Genomic DNA, 23,899 nt, shown 5'->3' with positions numbered 1-23,899 from the left:
TGCCATCAATGCGCCAGCCCCCCGCGAGCGCGCCCGGAGACTCCCGATGAGCGAATTCACCAAGGCTGTCACCGACGACAGCTTCAAGCAGGATGTGCTGGAAGCCTCCGGCCCCGTCCTGGTCGACTTCTGGGCCGAGTGGTGCGGCCCCTGCCGCATGGTCGCGCCGATCCTGGACGAGATCGCCAAGGAATATGCCGGCAAGCTGACCATCGCGAAGGTCAATATCGACGACAACCCCATGACGCCGAACGACTATTCGGTGCGCGGCATCCCCACCATGATCCTGTTCAAGGACGGCAAGCCGGTGGATACCAAGGTCGGCGCCCTGCCGAAGAGCGCGCTGAAGGACTGGGTGGCGGGCCGCCTGGCCTGATAGGGGCGTGATACCGGGCGGCGCTGGCGGAAGCGCGGCGCCGCCTTACATCGCGGTCATGATCAAGCGCATCCTGGCCCTGGCCCTCGCTGCACTGCCGCTTCCTGCCCTGGCGCAGGAGGGGGAGGTCGTCCGCTCCGAGCGGGCGAATTTCCGGCTGACGACCTTTGCCACGGGCCTCGAACGGCCCTGGGGCGCGGCCCTGCTGCCGGATGGGCGGCTGCTGGTGACGGAACGGCCGGGCCGCATGCGGCTGGTCGGACGCGATGGCGCCGTCTCCCGCCCATTGTCCGGCGTGCCGCAGGTGGAAGCGGCCAGCCAGGGCGGGCTGCTGGATGTCGCCCTTTCCCCCGATTTCGATCGCAGCCGCGAGATTTTCTTCTGCTCCGCGACCCTGGTGCAGGGCGGCGCGCTGACGCGCCTGACCCGCGCGCGGCTGGCCGCGGATGGCGCCGGGCTGGAGGCCGTGACCCCGATCCTGGACGCGACGCCGGCCCAGAATTCGGGGCGGCAGCACTACGGCTGTCGCATCGCCTTCGGTGCCGATGGGCGCCTCTACCTGTCCACCGGCGACCGCAATGTGGACCGCATGCGGTCCCAGCGGCTGGACGACCTGGCCGGCAAGGTGCTGCGGGTGGATCGCGAAGGCCGGCCGCAGGCGGACAACCCCTTTGCCGGCCAGCCCGGCGCCCGGGCCGAGGTCTTCAGCCATGGCCACCGCAATCCGCAGGGCATGGCCCGGAATCCCTGGACCGGCAGCCTCTGGCTGGTCGAGCACGGGCCGCGCGGCGGGGATGAGCTGAATATCCTCCGCCCCGGCGCCAATTACGGCTGGCCGGTGGTCACCCACGGGGTGAACTACAGCGGCACCACGATCAGCGAGCAGTCCTCGGCGCCCGGGATGGTGGACCCGATCCGGGTCTGGACCCCGGTGATCAGCCCCGCCGGCCTCGCCTTCTACGACAACCCGGCCTTCCCCGGCTGGCAGCGCAGCCTTTTCGTCGCGGCCCTGAACAGCCCGGGCCTGGTGCGCCTGACCACCGACGGCGACGAGGTGACGGGGGAGGAACGCCTGCTGTTCGACCGCCGCATCCGCATGCGGGACGTGCTGGTGGCGCAGGATGGCGCGCTGCTGGTGCTGACGGATGAGGCCGAGGGGCGCATTTTGCGCCTCGCGCCGGGCTGAGCCTTGCCCCCGGACCTGACCTTCCGGCCCGCCCGGCTCGGGGAGGGGGCGGCGCTGTTTGACCTCACCTTCCGCTCCGTGCGCGGTCTGGCGGCGGGCCACTATGCGCCGGCGCAGATCGCCGGCTGGATGGGGGCCCGCACGCCCGCGACCTATGAGGCGATGATCGCCCGCGGCACCACCACGGTGGCCGAGCGGGCGAGGCAGATCCTCGGCTTCGTCGATGCCGAGCCGGGCGAGGTCACGCGCCTTTTCCTGCTGCCGGAAGCCGCCGGCGCCGGGCTCGGGCGGCGGCTGCTGGAGATCGGCATCGCCCGCGCCCGGCAAGGCCATGCGGGACCGATCCGGCTGGAGGCGACGCTGAATGCGGAGGGGTTCTATCGACGCTGCGGCTTCCGGCGCATCGGCACCGGCACCTTCGACCAGGGCGGCGATCCCATCCCGGTCGCGATCATGGAGCTGCCGGCAGCCTGAAACGCCTCAATGGTCGTAGTGCAGCCGCAACTCCTGCCTTCCATCGGCCAGCCGGCCCTCCGCCACCCGGTCCGCGGCGCGGCGCAGCATCACGGCGGCGAGGCGGGCCGCGAGGGCGGCATCCTCCGCCTCCTCCAGCGTCGGCGGCAGGCCGGCGGGCATCAGGGCCTCGCCCGCCCAGCGCAGGGTGGCGTCCAGGTTGAACTCGTCGAAGCGGGCGGCGACCTCCACCGCGCCCTGCGGGCCCAGCAGGCCGGGCAGGGCATGGGCCACCTCCTCCAGCGCCGCCTCCAGCCGCGCCACCACCTCGGCCCGCGCGCCCCAGGCGGCGCCGGACTGGCGCGCGAAGTCCTGCAGCGCCGCGGCGCCGTCCTGCGGCCGCCACAGCAGGCGGCGCTGCTGCGCCGTGCCCATCCGGAAGGCCGCCACCAGCAGCAGCGCCGCCACCATCCCGAGCACCAGCGAGGATGAGACCAGCAGCCGCGCCGCCTGGGGCAGGCCCGCGAAGATCTGCGGCGCGGCGTCGTAGGACAGGCCGATCACCAGGGCGGCGCCCACCACCAGGGTGCGGCGCGCATCCATCAGCCGCTGGGTGACGATGCCCATGCCGGTGACGGTGATGAAGGCGGCGGCGAAGAACAGCGCCGCCCCCAGCACGCCGCGCGGCACCGCCAGCACCATCTCCGCCGTGCCCGGCACGATGGCGAGCCCGATCCAGAGCGCGCCGACCGCGAGCCCGACCCGCCGCGCGGTGACGCCGGTGGCGATCGAAAGGCCGACGCTGGCCGTGTAGCTGTTGATGCCCGGCACGCCCAGCAGCCCGGCCAGGCAGGTGCCGATCCCGTCCGCCAGGGCGCCGGCCTTCATCGGCCCATAGTCGGGGCGCCGCCAGTTCGGGTCCGTCGCCCGCTGGCAGGCCACCACATCGCCGCAGACCCGCACCAGGCAGGCCAGCGCGCCCATGGCGAAGCCGGGCAGCAGCGTCCAGTCCAGGGAGGGGGTGGCCAGGGGCCAGCTGGGAAACTGCCAGATGATCGGCACCGGCAGCAGCGGCGTGCCCCGCACCTGGGTCACCACGACATGCACGGCAAAGCCCAGCACCAGCCCGCCCAGCACGGCGATGGGACGCAGCCGCGGCCCGCCCCAGACGCTGGCGCCGATGATCACCGCCAGCGCCACCGCGGTGGCCAGCAGGTCGTCCGTGCCGCGGTCCAGCCCCGGGCCGAAGCCGAGCATCATCCGCAGCGCCAGCAGGCCGAGGCCGACGCCGATCATCAGCACCACCAGCCCGACCAGTTCCGTCGGCAGCCAGGGCCGCAGGCGCTGCACGGCGAAGGACAGGACCAGCTGGGTGAGGCCCGCCACCATGGTCATCCCCGCCACCGCCGAAAGCCCGCCCAGCTGCGCCGCGATCAGCGTCGGCGGCAGGTAGATGGCGGTGAAGACGGAGGGCAGCAGGAAGCCGGAGCCGATGCCATGACGGCCCCAGGCCTGCAGCAGCGTGGCCAGGCCCAGCGCCAGCATGGCCAGCGACAGGTAGGAGGAGAGCGTCGCCGCATCGGCGCCCGCGGTATCCGCGACCACCAGCGGGAAGACCAGGGTGACGGAGCCGAGGCCGATATGCTGCAGGGCGGCGGGCCAGAGCACGCTCGGCGGCGGCGCGCTGTGCAAGCCCCAGCCAGCGGGCAGGGGAGGCGGTAGGGCGGCCGGAAGGGCCGTCTGCTCGGTCATGTCCCCTCCTTCGGCACCCGCAATGGTTGTCCAATGGTTAACGCGCCATCGCAAGCGTTGGACCGCATACATTCAGCCTGCCGCAGCTGGGAATGGCGGCCCGGAAGGGGGAAGACCAGGTCATGCCGATCACGCGACGCATCCTGGCGGGCTCGGCCCTCACCGGCCTCGGCGCCCCGCCGGCCCGGGCTTGGCTGGATCGGGCCTGGCTGGATCGGGTGGGGCCGAGCCGGCCGCTGCGCTGGCTGGTCGGCTACCCGCCCGGCGGCGGCACGGATGTGCTGGCGCGGCTGATGGCCGGCGCCATGGCGCCGCGGCTCGGCCAGGCGATCGTCATCGAGAACCGCCCGGGCGCCGCCACCAATATCGCCGCCGCCGCCGCGGCCCAGGCGGCGCCCGATGGCCATACGGTGGTGACCGCGGGCAATGACACGATGGTGTTCAACCCGGCGCTCTATCGCCGCCTGCCCTTCGATGCGGATCAAGGGCTGCGGCCACTCGGCCTGCTGGCGCGCTTCCACCTGCTGCTCTGCATCGCGCCGAATTCGGATATCCTGGACCTCGAGGACTGGCTGGCGCAGACGCGGGCGCGGCCAGGGGCGCTCGACTATGGCTCGCCCGGCCTCGGCAGCCCGCATCACCTGGCGATGGAGCGGCTGATGCGCGCGCTGGGCCTGCGGCTGCATCATGTGCCGCATCGCGGCATGGCGCCGGTGATCAAGGAGCTGATGGCCGGCCGGATCTCCACCGCCGTGGTGGATGTGGCGGCCGGCGGGGCGATGATGGCGCCGGGCCTGCTGCGGCCGCTGGCCGTGCTCTCGACCGGCCGGCTGGCGGGCTTTCCGGCCGTTCCGACCGCCGAGCAGGCCTTCGGGCTGGCCGGCTTCGCGGCCGCCGCCTGGCAGGGCCTGGCCGCGCCGGCCCGGCTGCCGGATGCGATCGCCCAGCGCCTGTCCGCCGCGCGCGCCGCGGCACTGGCCGAGCCCGCGGTGCAGGCGCGAATGCTCGAGATGGGGATGGAACCGCTGGCGGCGGAGCCGGAGGCCCATCGCGCGCTGATCCAGGCGGAGCGCGCAGTCTATTGGCCGCTGATCCGCGAACTGGGCCTGATGCTGGACTGAGCCGCCGCGGCAGGGGCGGGCGGGGCCGGCTGGCCCCGCCCGAATCTCAGAACCAGCCGAGGTCGGAGGAATCGTTCACGTTGCCAGGCGTGAAGATGCTCGGGTCGAGCTGGCCATAATCCGGGTCGCTGAAGATGGCGGGATCGAGCTGGCCATAGCCGGGCTGGCTGAACTCCGCGGGGTCGAGCTGGCCGTAGCCGGGCTGGCTGAATTCCGCCGGGTCGAGCTGGCCATAGCCGGGCTGGCTGAATTCCGCCGGGTCGAGCTGGCCATAGCCATAGGTTCCGGAGGCGGTTTCGTAGATTCCGCTCATGCGGGCTCCTCATGCTCGGCGGCCATTATGCCGGTCCCGGGCCGCCGGGTTGGTCCGGCACCGGGCCGGATGGGAGGACGGTGTGCGAGGCACGCCGTGCCTTTGCCGCGCAAGGCCTCTGGCCCGGCAGACAAGGGCGGCCGGATGTCCTCCGGCCCCAGGCACCACAGTATCCGAGATGGTTGGCAGGCAGATATTGTCCACCTGGACCCGCATGCCCCAGTCGTCACGGATGCGTGGTCACCGGACTGCTTGCGACAGGGCAGCAAACTGTCGCGCGGTCTTGCCGATACTTCAGCCCGGCGTCGTTTCGGCGTCCAGCTTCAGCACCTCACCCGCCAGATACAGGCTGCCGCAGATCAGCACCCGCGCCGGGCCGGCATCGCGCGGCAGGCGGGCCAGCGCCTCCGCCACCGTGCCGCCGGCATGGGCGGCGCCGCCGCTGGCGCGGATCACATCGGGCACCGTCATGGCCAGGTGCTGGCCGGGCTCCGCCACCGCCCAGAGGCTGGTCGCCACGGGGATGATGGGCGCCAGGAATTCCGGCACCTGCTTGCCGCCCTTCATGCCGACCAGGACATGGATCGGGCGGTCGGCCAGGCTCTCGCGGATATGCTGGCCGAGCACCACGCCGGCGCCGGCATTGTGGCCGCCATCCAGCCACAGCTCCCAGTCCGGCGGCAGCAGTGCCACGAGCCGCCCGGTCAGGCGCTGCATGCGGGCGGGCCAGCTGGCCTGGGCCACGCCCTGGCGAATGGCCTCCTCGGTCAGCCAGGGGGGGTTCCAGGCGCGCAGCGCGGCGATGGCGATGCCGGCGTTTTCCGCCTGGTGCGGGCCGAGAAGACCGGGGCGGGGCAGGGTCAGGCGCGCCGAGTCGTCCCACCAGTCCAGCCCGCCATCGGGCCTCTGGGCCACGTCCCAGTCGCGGCCACGGACGCGGAGCGGCGCGCCCTGCTCCGCGGCCTCCTTCAGGATGACCTCCGCCGCCTCCGGCACCTGCCGCCCCGTCGCGCAGGGCACGCCCGGCTTGATGATGCCCGCCTTCTCCCAGGCGATCCGGGAAATCTCGCTGCCGAAGAAGTCCATGTGGTCGCGGGAGATGCTGGTGATGGCGGTGGTGGCCGGGCGGTCCACGACATTGGTCGCATCGAAACGCCCGCCGAGGCCCACTTCCAGCACCAGCAGGTCCGCGGGCACTTCGGCAAACAGGTGCAGGGCGACGGCGGTGGTCACCTCGAAGACCGTGATCGGCTGGCCGGCATTCACCTGCTCGACATGTTCGAGCGCCGCCGCCAGCGCCGCCTCCGTCACCAGCTCCCCGGCCAGGCGGATGCGCTCGTGGAAGGAGACCAGGTGCGGGCTGGTGAAGACATGCACCCGCAGGCCCGCCGCCTCCGCGATGGCGCGGACGAAGGCGCAGGTGCTGCCCTTGCCATTGGTGCCCGCCACATGGACCACCGGCGGCAGCCGCCATTCCGGATGGCCGAGCGCGGCCAGGCAGCGCTGCAGCCGGTCCAGGCTGAGGTCGATCAGTTTCGGATGCAGGCTGTGCAGCCTGTTGATGATCTCCTCGCTACGCGAGGCCGGTAGCTGGCTCACGCGGGCTTCACGACCTCGGCCTCGACCACCTCCGGCGCCGGCAGCAACGGCACGTCCTCGGCAGGGGCCTCGGCCGGCAGGGTGGGCTCGCGCAGCAGCGAGATCACCTGGGCCAGCGTCGCGCGCATGTCATGGCGCTTCACCACCATGTCCAGGATGCCGTGCTCCAGCAGATACTCGGCGCGCTGGAAGCCTTCCGGCAACTTCTCGCGCACCGTCTGCTCGATGACCCGGGCGCCCGCAAAACCGATCAGCGCGCCGGGCTCGGCGATCTGGATATCGCCCAGCATGGCGAAGCTGGCGGTGACGCCGCCCGTGGTGGGATCACACAGCACCACGATGAAGGGCAGGCCGGCCTCCTTCACCATCCGCGTCGCGATCACCGTGCGCGGCATCTGCATCAGGCTGATGGCGCCTTCCTGCATGCGGGCGCCGCCGGAGGCGGTGAAGACGATCAGCGGCGCATCCTGCAGCACGGCGAGCTTGGCGGCCGTCACCAGCGCCTCCCCCACCCCCGCGCCCATGGACCCCGCCATGAAGCCGAATTCGAAGACGCCGAGCACCGCCTTGCGGCCCAGGATGGTGCCCTGGGCCACCAGCACGGCGTCATCCATGCCGGATTTCTGCTGCGCCTCCTTCAGCCGGTCGGCGTACTTCCGCTGGTCGCGGAAGCGCAGCGGGTCCGCCGGGGCCTTGGGCAGCTCGATGCGCGACCAGCCCTCATCCAGCGTCGCCTTCACCCGGCCGGCGGCCGAGAGCCGCATGTGATGCCCGCAATGGGTGCAGACATGCAGGTTCCGCTCCAGGTCGCGGTGGAAGATCATCTGCTCGCAGGCCGGGCATTTGTGCCAGAGATTGTCCGGCACCTCCCGCGGCTGCCCGAACAGGGCCTTCACCTTCGGCAGCGCCCAGTCGGAAATCCAGTTCATCGGTCCATGCCCTCAAGCGCCGGCCTGCCTTGCCGGGCGGCCAGCCTGCCCCAGATGGGGCCTCGTCGCGCGCGCGGCGCGCGGCCATTCGCGGCGGAGGTAGGGGCATTGGGGGCTGCGGCGCAAGGGGGGCGCCCAGCCGCCGGTCTCTCAGAAGCGGCGATTGAGGCCGATGCGCAGCGCATGCAGGTCCAGGCGATGATCCCAGCCCGGCCCGCTGGCCGGCGGCAGCACCAGTTCCTTGCGGTAAAGGTGCCAGGCATAGTCCAGCCGCACCCGCCAGTCCGGCGCCACCGCCTGTTCCACCCCCAGGCCCAGCACCAGGCCCGGCGTGGTGCCGCGTGCACTGGCGCGGGAGGAGACGCAGGGCGCGGCGCAGATCTCCGTGGTGCTCGCCTCGAACTGCGCCAGCCCGCCGCCGGCGCGCAGGAACAGCAGCGTATCCGGCGTGGCCAGCCAACCCAGCCGGCCGGTCGCCGCGCCATGCAGCCCGAGCGAGGCCTCGCTGCGCACCGCGCCGGTTGCATCGACGCTGCCGATATCGCCGGACTGGCGGAGATGGCCGAGCTCCAGCTCCACCCCCAGCACCAGCCGGTCCAGCTGCCAGTTCCAGCCGGCCTGCACCCCGCCCAGCACGCCGTGCGTCTCCGCCTGCCAGGCCCGCGGCCCGTTGATTTCCCGGATATCATCGCCGCCCCAGCCATGACCGAGATGCAGGCCGAGATAGGGGCCGGTCCAGACCTCCGCCCGGCCGGTGGCGGACAGCAGGCAGAGGGAGGCCAGCAGCAGGGCGTGGCGCAGCAGGCTTGTCATGGGGCATCCTTGTCGCAAGGCGGTAAGTCCGCTATGTTTCGAATGTAGTTTTTTATGTTTTACGATAAGGAACGGCGCGCGGTCAACGCTCGCCGATGCGCCATGACGCTCGATCGCCTCGGCCTGACGCTGCGCACCGCAAGCCTTGCGGTGGTCGTCCTGCTGCTGATGATTCCCCTGCTCGGCCTGGGGCTGCCGCAGGCGCTGCCCCCCGGCATGGCCTTCCGGCAGGCCACCGGCCTGCCGGCGGCGCTGGCGCTGGCGTTGCCCTACCTGGCCAGCGCCCTCGCCTTCGCGCAGCTGCACCGCTTCGCGCGGCGGCTGCATGGCACCGCGGTGTTCAGCCTGGCGGCGGCGGAAGCCCTGCGGCGCTTCGGTGGCTGGCTGCTGCTGGCCGCCCTGCTGGTCCCGGCCGCCCGTCTCGCCGCCCTCGGCCCCACCAGCCTGCTGGCCCCCGGCCCCCTGCTGGGCAGCGCCGTGGGCCTGGCCATCGGCTTGGTCTTCCTCAGCTTCGCCGCCATCCTGCGCGAAGCCACCCGCGCCACCGAAGAGAATGCCGCGTTCATCTGATGCCGATCACCGTCCAGCTCGACATCATGCTCGCCCGCCGCAAGATCCGCTCGCGCGAGCTCGCGGCACGCATCGGCATCTCGGAGGTCAACCTCTCCCTGCTCAAGACCGGCCGCGTGAAGGGCATCCGCTTCGAGACGCTGGAGAAGCTCTGCCGGGAGCTGGACTGCCAGCCGGCCGACCTGCTGACCTACGTGCCGGAGGAAGAGACGCCCGCCTGAGCGCGGCAGCCTCGCGCGGCATCAACCAGAACGATTGATGCCATTTATGATACTCCCCGGCCGCCCCCTGGTAGGATCGATGGAGAAGCAAGACGGGGGGAGCCGCCACGATGAACCTGCGCGACCTGCGCTACGCCCTGGCGGTGGCGGAACACCGGCACTTCGGCCGCGCCGCCGAACTCTGCCACATCAGCCAGCCCACCCTCTCCACCCAGCTGCGCAAGCTGGAGGAGGAGCTGGGCGTGGTGCTGTTCGAGCGCACCAACAAATCCGTGGTGCCCACCGCGGCCGGGGAGGCGCTGCTCACCCATGCCCGCGCCGCCGTCGATGCGGCGGATGCCATGCTGGCGCTGGCGCATAGCTCCCGCGACCCGCTGCGCGGCCGGCTGCGCCTCGGCGTCATCCCGACGCTGGCGCCCTATCTGCTGCCGCTGGTCTTCGGCCCGCTGCGCGATGCGCTGCCGGAGCTGGTGGTGGAGCCCTGGGAGGATGTGACCGCCGCCCTGCTGGAGCGGCTGCGCAGCCACGAGCTCGACGCCGCCCTGCTGGCCACCGAGACCGAGGCGCCGGACCTTGAGACCCAGACCCTGTTCACCGAGCCCTTCCTGGCCGCCCTGCCGCCCGACCACCCGCTGGCCGGCCAGGACCGCGTCTGCGAGGAGGAGCTGGCGCCGGATGTGCTGGTGCTGGCCGATGGCCATTGCCTGCGCGACCAGGCGCTGGCCGCCTGCGGCCAGCCCGGGCTGCGCAGCAATGCGCTGCGCGCCTCCTCGCTGGCCACGCTGATGAACATGGTGGCCGCCGGCTATGGCACCACGCTGATCCCGGGCCTCGCCGCCGGCGTGGCGCGCGATGCCGGCATCACGCTGCGGCCGCTGGCGCATGCCACCGGCCGGCAGATCCGCCTGGTCTCCCGCGCCACCTTTCCCCGCCGCGCGGCGCTGGACGCCATCAGCCACCTCATCCGCAGCCGGCTGGCGCCCTTCGCCGAAGGCGCGGCGGACGGCGAGGTGTGATCAGTCGGCGTACTGACCCGCCGCCTCGATGATCGGCCGCCAGCGGGCCACTTCCTCGGCCAGGAAGCGGGTGTGGAAGGCGGGCGTCGCGCGGTCGTCGGTGGCCGGCGTCGTCACCAGCTCGGCGAAGCGCTGGCGCAGCCGGTCCTCCTTCAGCGCGGCGCGGATCGCGGCCGAAAGGCGCGCCTGCACCTCCTCCGGCGTGCCGCGCGGCGCATAGAGGCCGTGCCAGGTGCTCATCACCAGGGAGGGTTCGCCGAGCTCCGTGGTGGTGGGCAGTTCGAGCCCCGGCACGCGCTGCGGCAGCGTCACCGCATAGCCCTTGATGCGGTTGTCGCGCAGGAAGGGGGCGGTGTTGGTGGCCTGGTCGCAGAAGACGTCGATGCGGCTGCCCATCAGGTCCGTGATGGCGGGCGCGCTGCCGCGGAAGACCACGCCGGTCATCGCCGTGCCGGCGGCGTGCTGCAGCAGCATGCCGCAGAGGTGGTTGGCGCCGCCCAGGCCGGAATGGGCCATGTTCAGCTTGTCGCCCTGGCGGCGGATCTCCGCCATGAAGCCGGCGAAATCCGCGGCGGGGAAATCCGGCCGCGCCACCAGGGTCATCGCGGCATCGGAGACCAGGCCGAGCGGGGCGAAGCTGTCGGTCACGCTATAGGGCAGGCGGCGGTACAGCGTGGCGGTGCTGGCATGGCCCACGTGATGCGCCAGCAGCGTATAGCCATCCGGCCGCGCCTGGGCGACGCGCGCCGCGGCGATGGTGCCGCCGGCGCCGGTGACATTCTCCACCACCACCGGCTGGCCGAGGTCGCGGGACATGCCCTCCGCCACCAGGCGGTTGATGATGTCGGTGGGGCCGCCGGCCGCGAAGGGCACCGTGATGGTGATGCTGCGGCTGGGGAAGGCGCCCTGGGCGCGCAGAGCGGGCGCGGCGAGCAGGGCAGGCACGGCGGCGAGCAGGCTGCGGCGATACATGGATGATCTCCTCCGGTTTGGCCGTCATGGCGCGGCCTTGGAACCTGGCGGGGCGCGCGGCCCCGCCGATCCTTTGGGTCAGGCTTTCAGTCGTTGGCGCTGCGCAGCGCCTCGCAGACCGCCTCCGTCACCTGCCGCGTGGTCGCGCGGCCGCCGAGATCCGGCGTGTGCAGCGCGGGGTCGGCGGTGACGCGTTCCACCGCGCGCATCAGCCGCGCGGCGGCGGCGGGCTCGCCCAGGTGGTCGAGCATCATCGCCGCGGTCCAGAAGGTGGCGACGGGATTGGCGATACCCTTGCCGGTGATGTCGAAGGCGGAGCCGTGGATCGGCTCGAACATCGAGGGGGCGTCGCGCTCCGGGTTGATATTGGCGGTGGGCGCGATGCCGAGCGAGCCGGCCAGCGCCGCGGCGAGGTCCGACAGGATATCGGCATGCAGGTTGGTGGCGACGATGGTGTCGATGCTGCCGGGCTTGATGACCATGCGCATGGTCATCGCATCCACCAGCATCTTGTCCCAGGTGACGTCGGGGAATTCGGTGGCGACCTCGGCCGCGATCTCGTCCCACATCACCATGGCGTGGCGCTGGGCATTGGATTTCGTCACCACCGTCAGCAGCTTGCGCGGGCGGGACTGAGCCAGGCGGAAGGCGTAGCGCATGATGCGCTGCACGCCGGCGCGGGTCATGACGGAGACGTCCTGCGCCACCTCGATCGGCAGGCCGCGATGGGCGCGGCCGCCGACGCCGGAGTATTCGCCCTCCGAATTCTCGCGGACGATCACCCAGTCCAGCTCCGGGCCGGAGACATTGCGCAGCGGGCTGGTGATGCCGGGCAGCACGCGGGTGGGGCGCACGTTCGCGTATTGGTCGAGCGGCTGGCAGATGGCGAGCCGCAGGCCCCAGAGCGTGACGTGGTCCGGGATATCCGGCGCGCCGACGGCGCCGAAGAGGATGGCGTCATAGGCGCGCAGCTGGTCGGCGCCATCCGCCGGCATCATCACGCCGTGCTTGCGGTAGTAGTCCGAGCCCCAGTCGAAATCGGTAAAGTCGAGGCGGAAGCCGCCATCGCGTTCGGCGCAGACCTTCAGGGCCTCGACGCCGGCCGAGATCACCTCCGGCCCGATGCCGTCGCCGCCCATGGCGGCGATCCGGTAGCTGCGCATCCGCGTTTCCTTCCCCAGCCGGCGCCCGTTCCTGGCACGCCATCTTCCATGCAAGATGATACTTCTTAAATCGGCGGCGCTTGGGCCGTCAACGGCGCGATGCAAGCTGGTATGGAAGCACTGCGGGCCAGGGAGGGCGGCGATGGTGCAGATGCGGAGCAGCGCGGCGGTGGCCAAACCCTCGCTGGTGGATTCGGCCTATGAGGCGCTGAAGGCCGCCATCCGCGACAACCGCCTGGCCCCCGGCTACCAGGGCTCGGAGCAGGAGATCGCGCTGCAGCTCGGCATGAGCCGCACCCCCGTGCATGAGGCGATCATCCGCCTGCAGGAAGAAGGGCTGGTCCGCGTGCTGCCGCGCCGCGGCGTGCTGGTCTGCGCCATCTCGCCCGAAGATATGCGCGAGATCTACGAGGTGATCGTGGCGCTGGAAGGCGCCGCCGCGGCGCTGATCGCGGAACAGCCGGAGGCCCGGCGCGGCCCGGTGGCGGCGGCGCTGGAGGCGGTGAATGCGGCAATGGAGGCCGCCCTGGCCGCGGATGACCTGCCCGCCTGGGCGGAGGCCGATGGCCGCTTCCACGCCCTGCTGGTGGAAGGCGCCGGCAATGCGCGGCTGACGCGGATGTTCGCCACCATCATGGACCAGTCGCACCGCGCCCGCATGCTGACGCTCCGCCTGCGGCCGCGCCCCACCCTGTCCGTGCAGGACCATGCCGGCATCATCGCCGCGATCCGCGCGGGGGCGGAGGCGGAGGCGCTGTCCCGCGCCAAGGCGCATCGCCAGCGCGCGCGGGAGCAGATCCTGCCGCTGCTGGCGCAGCTCGGGATGCGGCACATCTGAGAGCCGATGGACAAGCGCCCCGCCGCTGCGCACTTTGTCGCCGCTTGGATGCAGGGGGTTCGGATGGCCGATCGGGCGTATGATCTGGTGGTACGTGGCGGCACGGTCGCCACGGCGGCGGAGGTGGTGGAGGCCGATATCGGCATCCTGGGCGGCCAGATCGTGGCGCTCGGCCGCAACCTGGCCGCGGGGCGGGAGGAGGTCTCGGCCAAGGGCCTGGTGGTGACGCCGGGCGGCCTCGACCCGCATTGCCACCTGGAGGAGCTGGGCCAGGACGGCTCCGTGCATGAGGAAAGCTTTGCCAGCGGCTCCGCGGCGGCGCTGGCCGGCGGCACCACCTCCTTCATCTGCTTCTTGCCGCAGTGGAAGGGCCATTCGCTGGCGGACAGCGCCCCGGGCTACGAGGCGCGGGCGCAAAAATCTCGCTGCGACTACAGCTTCCACCAGATCATCACCGATCCGACGCCGGAGGTGCTGACTCGGGAAATTCCGGCGCTGATCGCGCGCGGCGTGCGCAGCCTGAAGGTGTTTCTCACCTACGATCCGCTGCGCCTCGATGATGCGCAGCTGATCCAGGTGCTGGCCGTGGCGCGGCGCCACCGTGCCTTCATCACCATCCATGCGGAGAACTACGACGCCATCGGCTGGCGCATCGACGCGCTGCTGAAGGCGGGGCTGACCGACCCGCTGCAGCACGCCTGGGCCCGCCCCCCGGTGGTGGAGCGGGAGGCGACGCACCGCGCCATCGCGCTGGCCGAGATGGTCGACCAGCCCGTGCAGATCTTTCACGTGAGCTGCGAGGAAGCCGCCGAGGAAATCGCGCGCGCCCGCGCGCGGGGGGTGAAGGTCTGGGGGGAGACCTGCCCGCAATACCTGACCCTGTCGCATGACGACCTGCAGGGCCCGGACTTTGCAGGTGCCAAAGCCGTATGTTCGCCGGCGCTTCGGGCGAGGGGCGAGAACGAAAATGTCTGGCGGCGCATCCTGGATGGGACGCTGGATGTCGTCTCCTCCGACCATTGCGGCTTCTCCTTCGCCACCGCCAAGCGCGCCCCGGGCAGCGGCGGCTATGGCATGGGCGATGCGAATCTCCGCCCCGATGGCACGCCCGCCTTCAACGCCATCCCCAATGGCGTGCCGGGCATCGAGACGCGGCTGCCGGTGCTGTTTTCCGAAGGCGTCTCCAAGGGCCGCATCGACCTGCCGCATTTCGTCCGCCTCAGCTCCGCCAATGCGGCGAGGCTCTTCGGCCTCGAAGGCCGCAAGGGCAGCCTGATGCCGGGCGCGGATGCGGACCTGGTGCTGTGGGACCCGGATGCGGAGCGCACCATCCGCAACACGGACCTGCACCACGCCATCGACTACACCCCCTGGGAAGGCTTTTCGATAAAGGGCTTTCCCAGCGTGACCATCGCCGGCGGCCGCGTCGCGGTGCGGGGTGGCGAGGTGCTGGCGCAGCCGGGCGACGGGCGTTTCCTCGCGCGCGGTCCCTATGCCATGGCGCGGCCGAGCGGCCGCGTGCCGGACGGCTTCGACGCCGCCGCGGTGGACTGATCGAGCGCCCCGCGCCGCGCGTTCTTGCGCGCGGCGCAGGCAAGACCGGGGGCAGCTTCGCCGCCATCCCGGGACAACTTCGCCGCGACGCAACATGACCGTTGCGGCTTTCATCGTTTGCCAACCTCTCCCCGTCATCCTCTGGCCAACGGCACCCTTCCGGCCGTCTGTCAGGGGCGACACCTACCGTGGCGATCGAGCTGAATGCGCGGGCCGAGTCCGCGTCCACCCTGTCCTCCGCCTGGGCCCGCCGCGGCGCCGATGCCCGCTTCCTGCAGGGCACGCGCCAGGCGGCGGCCGGGCTGGCGCTGGGCCTGGCGCTCGGGGCCTCCGGCCTGCTGATCTTCTGGCCCTCGGCGCTGAGCTCCGCCGGCGCCGCCTCCCCCGCCGTGGTGCTGGCGGTGGAGGATCGTGCCGCCGCGCTGGATACGCTGCTGCGCCAGGCGAATGCGCAAATTGCCGCCCATGCCGCGCGCGCGGAAGCCGCGGCGCAACAGACCGAGGCCGCCCTGCAGCGCATCGCGGCGCTGGAGGAGCGCGGGCCGACGGCGGACCGCTTCCTGGCGGCCACGCTGCTGCTGCAATCCAGCATCGCGACATCCCGCCCCTGGCTGCGTGAATACCAGGCGGTGGCGGCGCTCGCCCCGCCCGGCGCGCTGTCCCGCCCGCTGGCCGAGGTGCTGGCCAGCCACGCCGCGCGCGGCCTGCCGACGGAGGCGGAGCTGGAAGACCGCTTCAATGCCCTGGCGCCCAATCTGCTGGCGCGCGCGCCGCAGGACGCCACGCTGCTCGGCCAGACCGGGCAGGCGCTGCGCGGCCTGCTCTCGGGCCTCGGCCTGGCCGCGGCGCCGGAGGCCGGGCTGCAGGCCACCGCCGTCGCCGGCATCGCCGCGCATCTGCGGCGCGGCAACCTGGCCGGCGCGGTGGCCGATGCCGGCGCGATGGAAGGCGCGGTGCAGCCCCTGCTCGCCGGCTGGCTGGCGCAGGCCCGCGCGCGCCTCGCCGTGGAACAGGCGGTGCAGGAAACGCTGCTGCGCAACCTGGCCCCGCCCCCCCAGGCCGCCATGGCCGCCACCACGATCCGGAACTGATCGCCGCCGTCGCGCCGCCGGCTTCACCAGCCTCTCTCCAGGAGTTCACCCAGTATGGGCCGCTTCCGTCGCCTCCTGATCGGCCTCTCCCTGGCTTCCGCCAGCCTCGCCTGTGCCGCCTCCCCGGCGGCGGCGCAGGGCGTGATGCGCGACCGGCTGGTCATCATCGCCTCCACCTCCGCCGGCACCGTCTCCCGCATGCTGAGCGCGAGCTTCACCGAGCGCTTCGAAGGGGTGATGGAGCCGACGCAGCGCACCCTGCCCACCTCCGGGGCGCTGGAGCTGTTCTGCGCCGGCGTCGGGCCGCAGACGCCGGATATCGCCGTGGTGGTGCGCCGCATGCCGCGCAGCATGCTGGAGACCTGCCAGGGCAATGGCGTGCGGGATGTGGTGGAGATGCGCCTCGGCCTCAGCGCCGTGCTGCTGGCGGTCCGCCGCGGCGAGCCCACGGTCAACCTGACCTCGCGCCAGGTCTGGGAAGCCCTGGCGGCGGAACGCATCGTGGAGGAGGAATTCGTCCCCAATCGCCGCGGCCTGTGGTCGGAGGTCTCGCCCCTGCTGCCGCGCAGCGAGATCCGCGTGCTGGCGCCCAATCTCGGCACCGGCACCAATGGGCTGTTCGAGGACATGATCCTGGAAGGCGGCTGCCGCGACGTGCAGGCGGTGCGGCTGATCTTCGAGGCCGCCTATCGGCGCAGCAAATGCGTGACGCTGCGCGAGGATGGCCGCGTGCAGCGGATGGGCGGGCTCGAGGTGCCGGCCGCGCTGCTGGCCAGCCCGCCGGGGACCATCGGCGTGATCACCTTCGACCAGCTGCAGGCCAGCGGCGGCAACCTGGTGGCGCTGTCGCTGGATGGCGTGGTGCCGAGCCAGGCCTCGATCTATGCGCAGGACTATGGCGCGACGCGCGTCGTCTACCTCTACGCCAAGCGCCAGCATACCCGGCTGCGCGAAGGCGTGGGCGTGGTGCGCGGCATCCGCGAATTCCTGAACGAGGCGACGGGCGAGGCGGCGGCGGGCCCGGGCGGCTATCTCTCGACCACCGGCCTGGTGCCGCTGCCGCCGGCGGAGCGCGCGGCGCAGCGCCGCATCGCCGAGAACATGACCCTGCTGTCCCGATGACCCCGACGCCGGAGAGCCCCGCCATGCCCCGCTCCAGACCCTCGCGTGCCGCAACCTGGCTGCTGGCCGGTGCCATCGCCACCCTGCCGCTGCTGGCCAATGGCGCCGCCTCGGCCCAGGGGCAGGCTGCCGCGCAGGACAGCCGCACCATGGTCACCGCCCCCTTGCAGGATCTTTCGGAAGGCGGGCTGGGCGAAAGGGCGGAACAGCTCTGGGACAGCGTGCTGGACATCTTCGGCTTCAGCAACGGCACCAGCCACTTCATGCGCCGCCACGGCGCGCTGCAGCGCAACCGCGCGCAGAACGACGACTTCACCTGGCTGATGGACATCTCCGGCTACAAGCTGAAGGAGATCGAGAGCTCCATCGGCCTGATCCCGACCTTCGGCCTGACCTTCGGCCAGGCGCGCGAATTGACGGAGGCCGATCGCGACTATGTCGAGCGGATGCTGGAGCGCCATGCGCAGCGCAACAGCGGACCGCTGGCGGTGATGCAGCGGACCATCGTGCGCGGCATCCTGGATGCGACGGAGATCGGCGGCTTCACCGTGGACAAGGTGGATGTGGACCTGTTCCCGCTGCCGCGCGTGAAATTCGTGCTGACGCCGACGGATGCGCCGCTGGGCATCGAGGCCAGCCGCATCCTGCGCGCCATCGACCGGCTGAATGCGCGGGTGCAGGGCATGGCCGCGCGGCCGCAGGGGATGGACCTGCCGCGGGATCCGCCGGCGCCTTCGCTGCGCCCGGCCGCCCTGCAGCCGGCCTCCGTGAACCATTGATCGACAGGGCAGGGACAGAACGATGAACGCGACCGGCCAGGACGGGCGGGCCCGCTTCGGCGAATTGGTGAAGCTGCAGATGCAGGGCCGCCGCTTCCTGGACAGCGCCGAGGAACGCCGCCTGCTGGAGGAAGGGCTGACGCGCTACGGGCTGAAGCTGGAGGAAGCCAGCGGGCTGTTGCGCGCGGCGGCGGAGCAGGACCAGATCGCGCTGGAAGGCGAGCTCGGCCGTTCCTCCGGCATGCTGCTGAAGACCATGGCGGATCGCCGCAACCGCATCGCGCGGCAGGACTTCGACAAGGCCGTGGCCTTCTACCGCGCACGCGCCGGCGCCGACCTGACCCAGGCGGAAGCCGCAAGGCGCGTGAAGCGGCGGATGGAGGAGCTGGAACTGCAGCCGAAGCCGCATGGCCGGCTGATCCGCACGCGGCGCTGGTATCGCGCGATCGAAAGCTGAGGAAGGACCATCGCATGAAGACGCTCTTCGCCACGCTGCTGCTGCTCTCCGCCCTGGTGCTCGCGCCGCAGGCCGCGCGGGCGCAGCCGGTGCTGACCACGCCGGCGATTCCCTCCGTCACCATTCCCGCGGTCACGCTTCCCGCCGTGCCGGCGCAGCGCATCACGGCAGGCCATGCCATGGCGCTCGGCGTCGGGCTTTTCGTCGGCGCCACCGCGGGGTCCGTGCTGATCCATGGCGGCGCGCTGGCGGCCGCGATCGGCGGGATCGCGGGCGTCGCGGTCGGCCACTGGGCCTGGACCGAAGCCGAGGATCACTGACCTTCGCGTCGCAAGGCGCCTGCCCAGGAGGGGCGGTTTGGAAATCTCGCTGCCACATCAAATCGCCGCCCTGCCCGGCTGGCTTGCCATCGCGACGACCGCCGGCGTGCCGGTGCTGCTCGCGCTCGGCATCGGGCACATCATGCACCAGATCTTCACGCCGCAGGAATTCGCGGCGAATACGCAGATCGGCGCGGTGAAGTACGGCTTCGTCGTCGAGATCTATGCCGTGGTTGCCGCCCTCGCCCTGGTGGGGTCGTGGGACATCTACCAGACGGCGCGCGACACCGTGCAGCAGGAGACCGCGAATCTCTACATGCTGGCGCTGTCCGTCGATTCCTTCAGCGGCCCGGACTTCGCGGCACTGCGGGAGGAGATGCGCACCGCCATCCGCCTCTATGCCGGCGCGGTGGTGCAGCAGGACTGGCCGGCGATGCAGGCGGGCCAGCCGGGCACGGGGTCGGAAGCCGCCTTCCAGCGCCTGGCGCGCGTCTTCCTCGATGCCAATGGCGAAACCTCCGGCCAGCAGTCGCTGAAGCAGACCACGGCGGATTGGCTGGCGCAGGTCTCGCAGGCGCGGATCGGGCGCCTGTCGGTGATGTCGCGCACGCTCTCGGGGCTGATCTGGGCGCTGGTGCTCACCGTCTCCGTCGCCACCATCGCCTTCCAGTGGTTCTTCGGCGGCGGCCATGTCGCCATCCACTACACCATGGGCGCGGTCATCGCGCTGATCGTCGGCGCGGTGCTGCTGGTGGCGCTGAAGCTCGCCTTTCCCTTCGTGGGCGAGCCGGCGCTGCTGACGCCACGGCCCTTCCTGTCGTTGATGCAGGTGACGTGATGCCGAAGCATTTTCAAGCCTTGCGGCTTCGCAAGGCGACCTGGAAAATGCGTGGAAACAAACAGCTAGTGCCCGGTACGAGTGGGCGCATGACGCCAGCGCTGGAAAGCGAAGAGCAACAGGGCGAACAACCAAAAATTCAGCAGCGCCAGCATCCAGGCCAGCAGGTGGATGGCGTAGTGCAGCAGCAGCGCGGTGCTGGCGGCCAGCAGCAGGAAGGCGCCCAGCGCGCGCAGCCGCGCGCCGCCGCGCCACCAGCGCAGCGCGGCCAGCGGTCCGGCGGCGAGCAGCAGCAGGGCGAGCCCGCCCGGCAGCGCGCCCAGCCCGCCCTCGCGCAGCTGGGCCCATGCCGCCTGCAGCGTGGCGGCATCCGGCAGGCCGTGGCGTGCCAGGAAGCCGGGCAGGCCGAGATGCCAGGGCCCATCGGGCGCGAAGATGCGGGAGATGCGAAAGCTTTCGGCATGCGGCACGGCCAGCAGCAGCGCCAGGCCGCAGGCCAGCCCCGCGGCCAGCGCCAGCACATGCAGCAGCGGCACGGCCTCCGCATCCGCCGGCGCCAGCGCGCCGTAGAACACGCTGGCCAGCCGCAGCATCCCGAGCGCCAGCAGGATGGCCAGAGCGGCCTCCGCGCCGCCCCACAGGATCATGCCGATGCCGCTGGATTCCATTCTCGCAAACTAGGGCGGCTGGCCGTGATGCGTCCATGGGTTGTGGCAGGCCTTGTTCTTTTCGCCTTTCCGGCGATGGCCGCACCCATGGCGGTGCGCCAGGCCGATGGCAGTTGCGCGCTGCGCGAGGTGCCGGAGGCCGCGCTTCCCGCCTGGGACGCCGCGCTGTCCGAGGAAGCCGCGCGGCTGGAGGGCATGGCGCATCGCCTGCTGGCCGAGGCCGCCGCCATGCGCCTGGCCACGGCGCGGGAGGCGGTGCCCGCCTTCGGCGACTGGGCCTATGGCTGGGTGCAGAGCTACATGACCGCCTATCGCGTGCTGGGCCTCGCCGCCCGCAGCCTGGCGGAAGGCGTGGCGGAGGCCGATGCCCAGAACCTGCCGGACCGCATCGCCCAGGGCATGGCCGGCCCGGTGCGGGAGGAATTCCGCAACCGCGTGCTGGCCCCGGCCATCCCGCCGGAGGCGCTGGCCGCCGATCGCGCCCATGTCGCCGCCCTGGTCAGCGCCGAATGGCGGCGGGCGGTGGACGGCGTGGCGCGGCAGGCGGCGGCGCTGCCCCGCGTGGCGCTGATCGCCCCCGGCGCCGTGGCGGTGCCACGGCTCGACCTGGCCGCCGCGGCGCGGCCGCTGGCGGATTGGCAGCAGGCGGGGCTGGATCCGATGGCCCTGGTGGTGGAGGAAGGCGCCGATACCAGCACGGTCTTCCTGCGTTCCATGCGGCCCATGGCGGCGCGGCTCGGCGCCGTGGTGCTGCGGGTGAGCGAGGCGGGGTCGCTGATCGCGACCGGCGGCGCCTTCGGCTATGCGCTGGGCGGCACCCCGGGCGTGGCGCTGGGCCTGGCCGGCGGCGTCGGCCTGTCCTGGGGCCTCGACTGGGTGCTGAACCGCGTCGATTCCGCCCTGAACCGGGAGGCCTTCGAGGCCCAGGCGCTGGAGGCCATCGACCGCGCCGAGGCCCGGCTGGCCGCCGAGGGACGCCGCGCCGTGGCCGCCGCCCTGGCCGCGCGCCAGGCGGTGCTGCACGGCGCCCAGACGGGATGCGGCTGATGCGGCGCGCCCTGCTCGTCCTGCTGCTGGCCAGCCTCGTGGCGCCGCCGGCGGGCGCGCAGCCGGCCCTGCTGGCCCTGGCGGGGGCCGAGCTGCTGGCGCCGCACCTGTCCCGCGCCGCCCCCTTCCCGCGCCCGCTGGCGGTGGCCCAGGCGCTGACCGCGGGCGAGCCCGGCTGGCAGGCGGTGCTGGCGCCGCTCGCCGAGGTGGCGCCGCTGGGCGCGCCGCTGCCGCGCCAACTGGCCGCCAGCTTTCCCGCCGCGGCCGAACGCGCCGTGCTGGCGGAGATGGGCGAGGCATCGCCCGGCCGGATGCAGCATTGGATGGCCGCCGCCATGCGGCTCGGCGCCCGTTTCGGCGGGGGCGACAGCCCGGCGCTGGCCGTCACCGCGGCGGCGGAGGCGCTGCTCGACCAGGGCGCGCTGGAAGCGGCGGATGGGGTGCTGGCCACCCTGCAGGGCCCGGCGGCGGAGGCGCTGCGCCCCTGGCGCGCGCAGCTCGCCCGGCGCCTGGCGGCGGACGCCGCCGCCGCCGCGCTCGCCGCGCTGGTTTCGCAACGGGCGGGCCTGCTGCCATGAGCGCGGAGCGCTTCGACTGGCGCGGCGTGGTGGCGCGCGGGCTGTTCAGCCTGTTCATCGTCTTCGGCGTCTACAACCCCTCCGGCTATTCCTACCTGCACTGGGTTCTGCAGGGCTTTGGCTGGTTCTGGGCGAAGCTCGCGGTGGGGGCGCTGCTGACCATCGTGGTGCTGATGCTGTGGCGCACCACGCGCGGCGTGCTGAAGCTGCGCGGCATGATCCTGGTGACGCTGTTCTGCCTCGGCGCCGGCATGACCCTGGCCAATCTCACCGGCGCCGGCGTCTTCAGCCTGGGCTCGCTGGTGACCGGCGCGCTGCTGACCCTGGCCGCGCTCTTCACCGCCGGCCTGTCCTATTCCCACGTGGATCACCGCCTTGGCGGCATCAGCCATACCGAGGAAGTCGCGAAATGACCCAGCCATCCAGCGGGGCGCCCACCAAGGCGGATGCCTTCGTCGTCGGCTGCATCGACCCCCGGCTGGTGGACGACCTGACGGTGCTGATGGACGCGGTCGGCCGCACCGACCGCTACGCGGAATTCCGCATCGCCGGCGCCGCGCTGGCCGCGGTGGATTCCAATCGTCCCGCCTGGGGTCAGGCGCTTTGGGAGAACCTCGCGGCCTCCCGCCAGCTGCACGGCGTGCGCAAGGTGGTCTTCGTCAATCACCGGGATTGCGGCGCCATGGATCTGTTCGCCGGCCGCCGGCTGTCGCTCGACCCGGCGGATGAGCTGCGGCAGCACCAGGCGGTGCTGGACCAGGCGGCGGCGGCCGTGCTGGCACGCCACCCGGACATGCAGGTGGAGCTGCGGCTGATGGAGCTGGATGGCCGCTCCACCCTGCTGCCCTGCACCGCCTGCGCCGGCCGCATGCCGCTGCGCGCGGAAGCCGTGCCCGCGCCCGGCTTCGCGGACCTGCTCCGCCTGCGCCTGCGCGACGGCCCGCTTTCGCCGGAGGCCGAGCGCGCCCTGCTGGTGGAGGGTGTGACCCGCCACGGCCTGACCGCGGAGGAAGCCCGCGCCGCGCTGGCCGCCGCCGCCACCGCCCAGGGCCAGGCCACCAGCGCCGTCGCGGCGCGGGAGGTCGCGGCCTATCTGCGCAGCCGCGCCGATGCGCGCGGCCGCGTCGCCCAGACCGATGTGGCGCGCGCCAGCGCCCTCTACCGCCGCCTCGCCGGCAACCTGCCCCCCGCCGAGGCGGAGCGCCGCGCCGCCCTGCTGCTGGAGGCCGAGGGCCTTTCGCCGCGGCCGGCGGGACTTTGGCGTTCCACCGCCTGGTTCCAGCGCCTGCTCAAGGCGCCCGCGCCGCGCCCGGCGTGATGCCGAAGGCGGCGCGGAAGGCGGCACCGAAGGCCGGCGCGCTGGCATAGCCCACCGCCGCCGCGGCCCGCGCCGGGGTTTCGCCACCGGCGAGGCGCGCCGCGGCCTCCGCCAGCCGCAGGGTCTGCCGCCAGCGGGCGAAGGACAGGCCGGTCTCGGCGCGGAAGCGGCGTTCCAGCGTGCGTGGGCTGGCGCCGGCGAGCGCGGCCCATTCCTCCAGACCGCGCTGGCTGGCCGGCGCGGCGCGCAGCGCGGCGGCGAGGCGCTTCAGGCGCGGGTCGCGCGGCTCCGGCACCCGGAAGGGCAGCGCGGGGGCGCGGGCGATCTCGTCCAGGATCAGCGCGGCCAGGTGGCCGCCGCGCCCGGCCTGGTCCCATTCCAGCGGCTCCGCGCAGGCGGCCAGGATCAATTCGCGCAGCAGGGCGGAAACGGCGAGCACGGTGGCCGCGCCCGGGCCGGCGCGGGCCGCATCGGCGCGCAGGAACAGGGCGCGCATGGCCACGCCCCCCTCCGTCACCACCTGGTGCGCCAGGCCCGCCGGCATCCACAGCGCATGCAGCGGCGGCACGACGAAGCCGGCCTCGTCGGTAGTGATGCGCATGATGCCCTGCGTCGCATAGAGAAGCTGGGCGCGGTCATGGCTGTGGCGCGGCACTTCCTCCCCCGCCGGATAGTCGCGGGCGAAGGCGGCGAGCGGCCGGTCCACCGCCTCCTGCGGCAGCCCCCTTCGCGGGGCGGGATCTTGGCGGATTGGCGACATGATCTGTCGAGCCGTCTGTGGACCGCCAGGCTAGCATGACCCCCG

28 protein-coding genes are annotated in these 23,899 nt (G+C 72.5%); 19 read left to right on the top strand and 9 right to left on the bottom strand.

All coding sequences use genetic code 11. The features are described from left to right. The first annotated feature begins 46 nt into the window (after positions 1–46). Genes trxA through ACTIF1_RS11805 form a run of 3 tightly spaced genes read left to right on the top strand, consistent with a single transcriptional unit; the run spans position 47 to position 2,036 of the window. Positions 47–376 (top strand): thioredoxin TrxA, encoded by a 330-nt coding sequence (gene trxA / locus ACTIF1_RS11815; protein WP_439596617.1) that lies wholly within the window; start codon positions 47–49, stop codon positions 374–376. Positions 377–434: 58 nt separating this feature from the next. Then, positions 435–1,562: a PQQ-dependent sugar dehydrogenase gene (locus tag ACTIF1_RS11810; protein WP_439596616.1), complete on the top strand. Its 1,128-nt coding sequence runs from the start codon at positions 435–437 to the stop codon at positions 1,560–1,562. A gap of 3 nt (positions 1,563–1,565) precedes the next feature. Next, positions 1,566–2,036 (top strand): GNAT family N-acetyltransferase, encoded by a 471-nt coding sequence (locus ACTIF1_RS11805; protein WP_439596615.1) that lies wholly within the window; start codon positions 1,566–1,568, stop codon positions 2,034–2,036. Between the two features lie 6 nt (positions 2,037–2,042). Here the strand turns inward: ACTIF1_RS11805 and ACTIF1_RS11800 are convergent, their stop codons facing one another. Then, the gene (locus tag ACTIF1_RS11800) at positions 2,043–3,767 is read right to left on the bottom strand and encodes a uracil-xanthine permease family protein (RefSeq protein WP_439596614.1); all 1,725 of its coding nucleotides are present in this window, start codon (positions 3,765–3,767) and stop codon (positions 2,043–2,045) included. A gap of 122 nt (positions 3,768–3,889) precedes the next feature. Here ACTIF1_RS11800 and ACTIF1_RS11795 point away from each other — a divergent pair, with 122 nt between their 5' ends. Further along, positions 3,890–4,888, top strand: a complete 999-nt coding sequence (locus tag ACTIF1_RS11795; RefSeq protein WP_439596613.1) for a Bug family tripartite tricarboxylate transporter substrate binding protein — start codon at positions 3,890–3,892, stop codon at positions 4,886–4,888. Positions 4,889–4,934: 46 nt separating this feature from the next. Here the strand turns inward: ACTIF1_RS11795 and ACTIF1_RS11790 are convergent, their stop codons facing one another. The 4 genes from ACTIF1_RS11790 to ACTIF1_RS11775 form a co-directional block, all read right to left on the bottom strand. Beyond that, positions 4,935–5,201: a hypothetical protein gene (locus tag ACTIF1_RS11790; protein ID WP_439596612.1), complete on the bottom strand. Its 267-nt coding sequence runs from the start codon at positions 5,199–5,201 to the stop codon at positions 4,935–4,937. Positions 5,202–5,495: 294 nt separating this feature from the next. Beyond that, entirely contained in the window at positions 5,496–6,800 is a 1,305-nt protein-coding gene (locus tag ACTIF1_RS11785; RefSeq protein ID WP_439596611.1) for a bifunctional folylpolyglutamate synthase/dihydrofolate synthase, read from the bottom strand. Continuing rightward, positions 6,797–7,729, bottom strand: coding sequence for an acetyl-CoA carboxylase, carboxyltransferase subunit beta (gene accD, locus ACTIF1_RS11780; protein ID WP_439596610.1), 933 nt, complete (start codon positions 7,727–7,729; stop codon positions 6,797–6,799). Before accD ends, ACTIF1_RS11785 begins: the two co-directional genes overlap by 4 nt. A gap of 150 nt (positions 7,730–7,879) precedes the next feature. Beyond that, complete coding sequence (locus ACTIF1_RS11775; protein WP_439596609.1) at positions 7,880–8,542, bottom strand: outer membrane protein; 663 nt, start codon at positions 8,540–8,542, stop codon at positions 7,880–7,882. A 102-nt stretch (positions 8,543–8,644) separates the two neighbouring features. Between ACTIF1_RS11775 and ACTIF1_RS11770 the strand changes: the two genes are divergently transcribed. From ACTIF1_RS11770 to ACTIF1_RS11760, 3 genes are all read left to right on the top strand, one after another. Further along, entirely contained in the window at positions 8,645–9,112 is a 468-nt protein-coding gene (locus tag ACTIF1_RS11770) for a DUF2975 domain-containing protein (protein WP_439596608.1), read from the top strand. Next, a complete protein-coding gene (locus ACTIF1_RS11765) occupies positions 9,112–9,333 on the top strand; it encodes a helix-turn-helix domain-containing protein (RefSeq protein ID WP_439596607.1) in 222 nt (73 codons plus the stop codon). The genes ACTIF1_RS11770 and ACTIF1_RS11765 overlap by 1 nt, the downstream gene beginning before the upstream one ends. A 110-nt stretch (positions 9,334–9,443) precedes the next feature. Then, the gene (locus ACTIF1_RS11760) at positions 9,444–10,349 is read left to right on the top strand and encodes a LysR substrate-binding domain-containing protein (RefSeq protein WP_439596606.1); all 906 of its coding nucleotides are present in this window, start codon (positions 9,444–9,446) and stop codon (positions 10,347–10,349) included. Here ACTIF1_RS11760 and ACTIF1_RS11755 read toward each other — a convergent pair whose 3' ends face one another. Next, positions 10,350–11,321 (bottom strand): tripartite tricarboxylate transporter substrate-binding protein, encoded by a 972-nt coding sequence (locus ACTIF1_RS11755; protein ID WP_439596605.1) that lies wholly within the window; start codon positions 11,319–11,321, stop codon positions 10,350–10,352. A gap of 86 nt (positions 11,322–11,407) precedes the next feature. Further along, complete coding sequence (locus ACTIF1_RS11750) at positions 11,408–12,484, bottom strand: tartrate dehydrogenase (protein ID WP_439596604.1); 1,077 nt, start codon at positions 12,482–12,484, stop codon at positions 11,408–11,410. 142 nt (positions 12,485–12,626) lie between these two features. Here ACTIF1_RS11750 and ACTIF1_RS11745 point away from each other — a divergent pair, with 142 nt between their 5' ends. The 8 genes from ACTIF1_RS11745 to ACTIF1_RS11710 all read left to right on the top strand — a co-directional run bounded on the left by ACTIF1_RS11745 (position 12,627) and on the right by ACTIF1_RS11710 (position 19,483). Next, the gene (locus ACTIF1_RS11745) at positions 12,627–13,322 is read left to right on the top strand and encodes a GntR family transcriptional regulator (protein WP_439596603.1); all 696 of its coding nucleotides are present in this window, start codon (positions 12,627–12,629) and stop codon (positions 13,320–13,322) included. 63 nt (positions 13,323–13,385) lie between these two features. Next, complete coding sequence (gene hydA, locus ACTIF1_RS11740; RefSeq protein ID WP_439596602.1) at positions 13,386–14,876, top strand: dihydropyrimidinase; 1,491 nt, start codon at positions 13,386–13,388, stop codon at positions 14,874–14,876. Between the two features lie 188 nt (positions 14,877–15,064). Beyond that, positions 15,065–15,967, top strand: a complete 903-nt coding sequence (locus ACTIF1_RS11735) for a hypothetical protein (protein WP_439596601.1) — start codon at positions 15,065–15,067, stop codon at positions 15,965–15,967. A gap of 54 nt (positions 15,968–16,021) precedes the next feature. After that, on the top strand, positions 16,022–17,089 hold the full coding sequence (locus ACTIF1_RS11730) for a PstS family phosphate ABC transporter substrate-binding protein (RefSeq protein WP_439596600.1): 1,068 nt from the start codon (positions 16,022–16,024) through the stop codon (positions 17,087–17,089). Between the two features lie 23 nt (positions 17,090–17,112). After that, positions 17,113–17,868 (top strand): hypothetical protein, encoded by a 756-nt coding sequence (locus ACTIF1_RS11725; RefSeq protein ID WP_439596599.1) that lies wholly within the window; start codon positions 17,113–17,115, stop codon positions 17,866–17,868. A 22-nt stretch (positions 17,869–17,890) separates the two neighbouring features. Beyond that, positions 17,891–18,325 (top strand): hypothetical protein, encoded by a 435-nt coding sequence (locus ACTIF1_RS11720; RefSeq protein ID WP_439596598.1) that lies wholly within the window; start codon positions 17,891–17,893, stop codon positions 18,323–18,325. 14 nt (positions 18,326–18,339) lie between these two features. Further along, on the top strand, positions 18,340–18,645 hold the full coding sequence (locus ACTIF1_RS11715; RefSeq protein WP_439596597.1) for a hypothetical protein: 306 nt from the start codon (positions 18,340–18,342) through the stop codon (positions 18,643–18,645). A 37-nt stretch (positions 18,646–18,682) separates the two neighbouring features. Further along, positions 18,683–19,483, top strand: a complete 801-nt coding sequence (locus ACTIF1_RS11710) for a hypothetical protein (RefSeq protein ID WP_439596596.1) — start codon at positions 18,683–18,685, stop codon at positions 19,481–19,483. A gap of 65 nt (positions 19,484–19,548) precedes the next feature. Here ACTIF1_RS11710 and ACTIF1_RS11705 read toward each other — a convergent pair whose 3' ends face one another. Then, a complete protein-coding gene (locus ACTIF1_RS11705) occupies positions 19,549–20,151 on the bottom strand; it encodes a hypothetical protein (protein WP_439596595.1) in 603 nt (200 codons plus the stop codon). Positions 20,152–20,226: 75 nt separating this feature from the next. Here ACTIF1_RS11705 and ACTIF1_RS11700 point away from each other — a divergent pair, with 75 nt between their 5' ends. From ACTIF1_RS11700 to ACTIF1_RS11685, 4 genes are read left to right on the top strand one after another with little or no spacing between them, the layout of a single operon-like run. Further along, on the top strand, positions 20,227–21,198 hold the full coding sequence (locus ACTIF1_RS11700) for a hypothetical protein (protein WP_439596594.1): 972 nt from the start codon (positions 20,227–20,229) through the stop codon (positions 21,196–21,198). Beyond that, a complete protein-coding gene (locus tag ACTIF1_RS11695) occupies positions 21,198–21,776 on the top strand; it encodes a hypothetical protein (protein ID WP_439596593.1) in 579 nt (192 codons plus the stop codon). Before ACTIF1_RS11700 ends, ACTIF1_RS11695 begins: the two co-directional genes overlap by 1 nt. Next, positions 21,773–22,189, top strand: coding sequence for a DUF6524 family protein (locus ACTIF1_RS11690; RefSeq protein ID WP_439596592.1), 417 nt, complete (start codon positions 21,773–21,775; stop codon positions 22,187–22,189). Before ACTIF1_RS11695 ends, ACTIF1_RS11690 begins: the two co-directional genes overlap by 4 nt. Further along, positions 22,186–23,094: a hypothetical protein gene (locus tag ACTIF1_RS11685; protein WP_439596591.1), complete on the top strand. Its 909-nt coding sequence runs from the start codon at positions 22,186–22,188 to the stop codon at positions 23,092–23,094. The genes ACTIF1_RS11690 and ACTIF1_RS11685 overlap by 4 nt, the downstream gene beginning before the upstream one ends. Here the strand turns inward: ACTIF1_RS11685 and ACTIF1_RS11680 are convergent. Next, the gene (locus ACTIF1_RS11680; protein ID WP_439596590.1) at positions 23,066–23,854 is read right to left on the bottom strand and encodes an AraC family transcriptional regulator; all 789 of its coding nucleotides are present in this window, start codon (positions 23,852–23,854) and stop codon (positions 23,066–23,068) included. The genes ACTIF1_RS11685 and ACTIF1_RS11680 overlap by 29 nt on opposite strands. Between the last annotated feature and the right edge of the window lie 45 nt (positions 23,855–23,899).

The sequence above is a fragment of the Falsiroseomonas sp. genome (genome assembly GCF_051860665.1).
Lineage (GTDB): Bacteria > Pseudomonadota > Alphaproteobacteria > Acetobacterales > Acetobacteraceae > Falsiroseomonas.
This window is presented reverse-complemented; position numbering and strand designations above follow the sequence as displayed.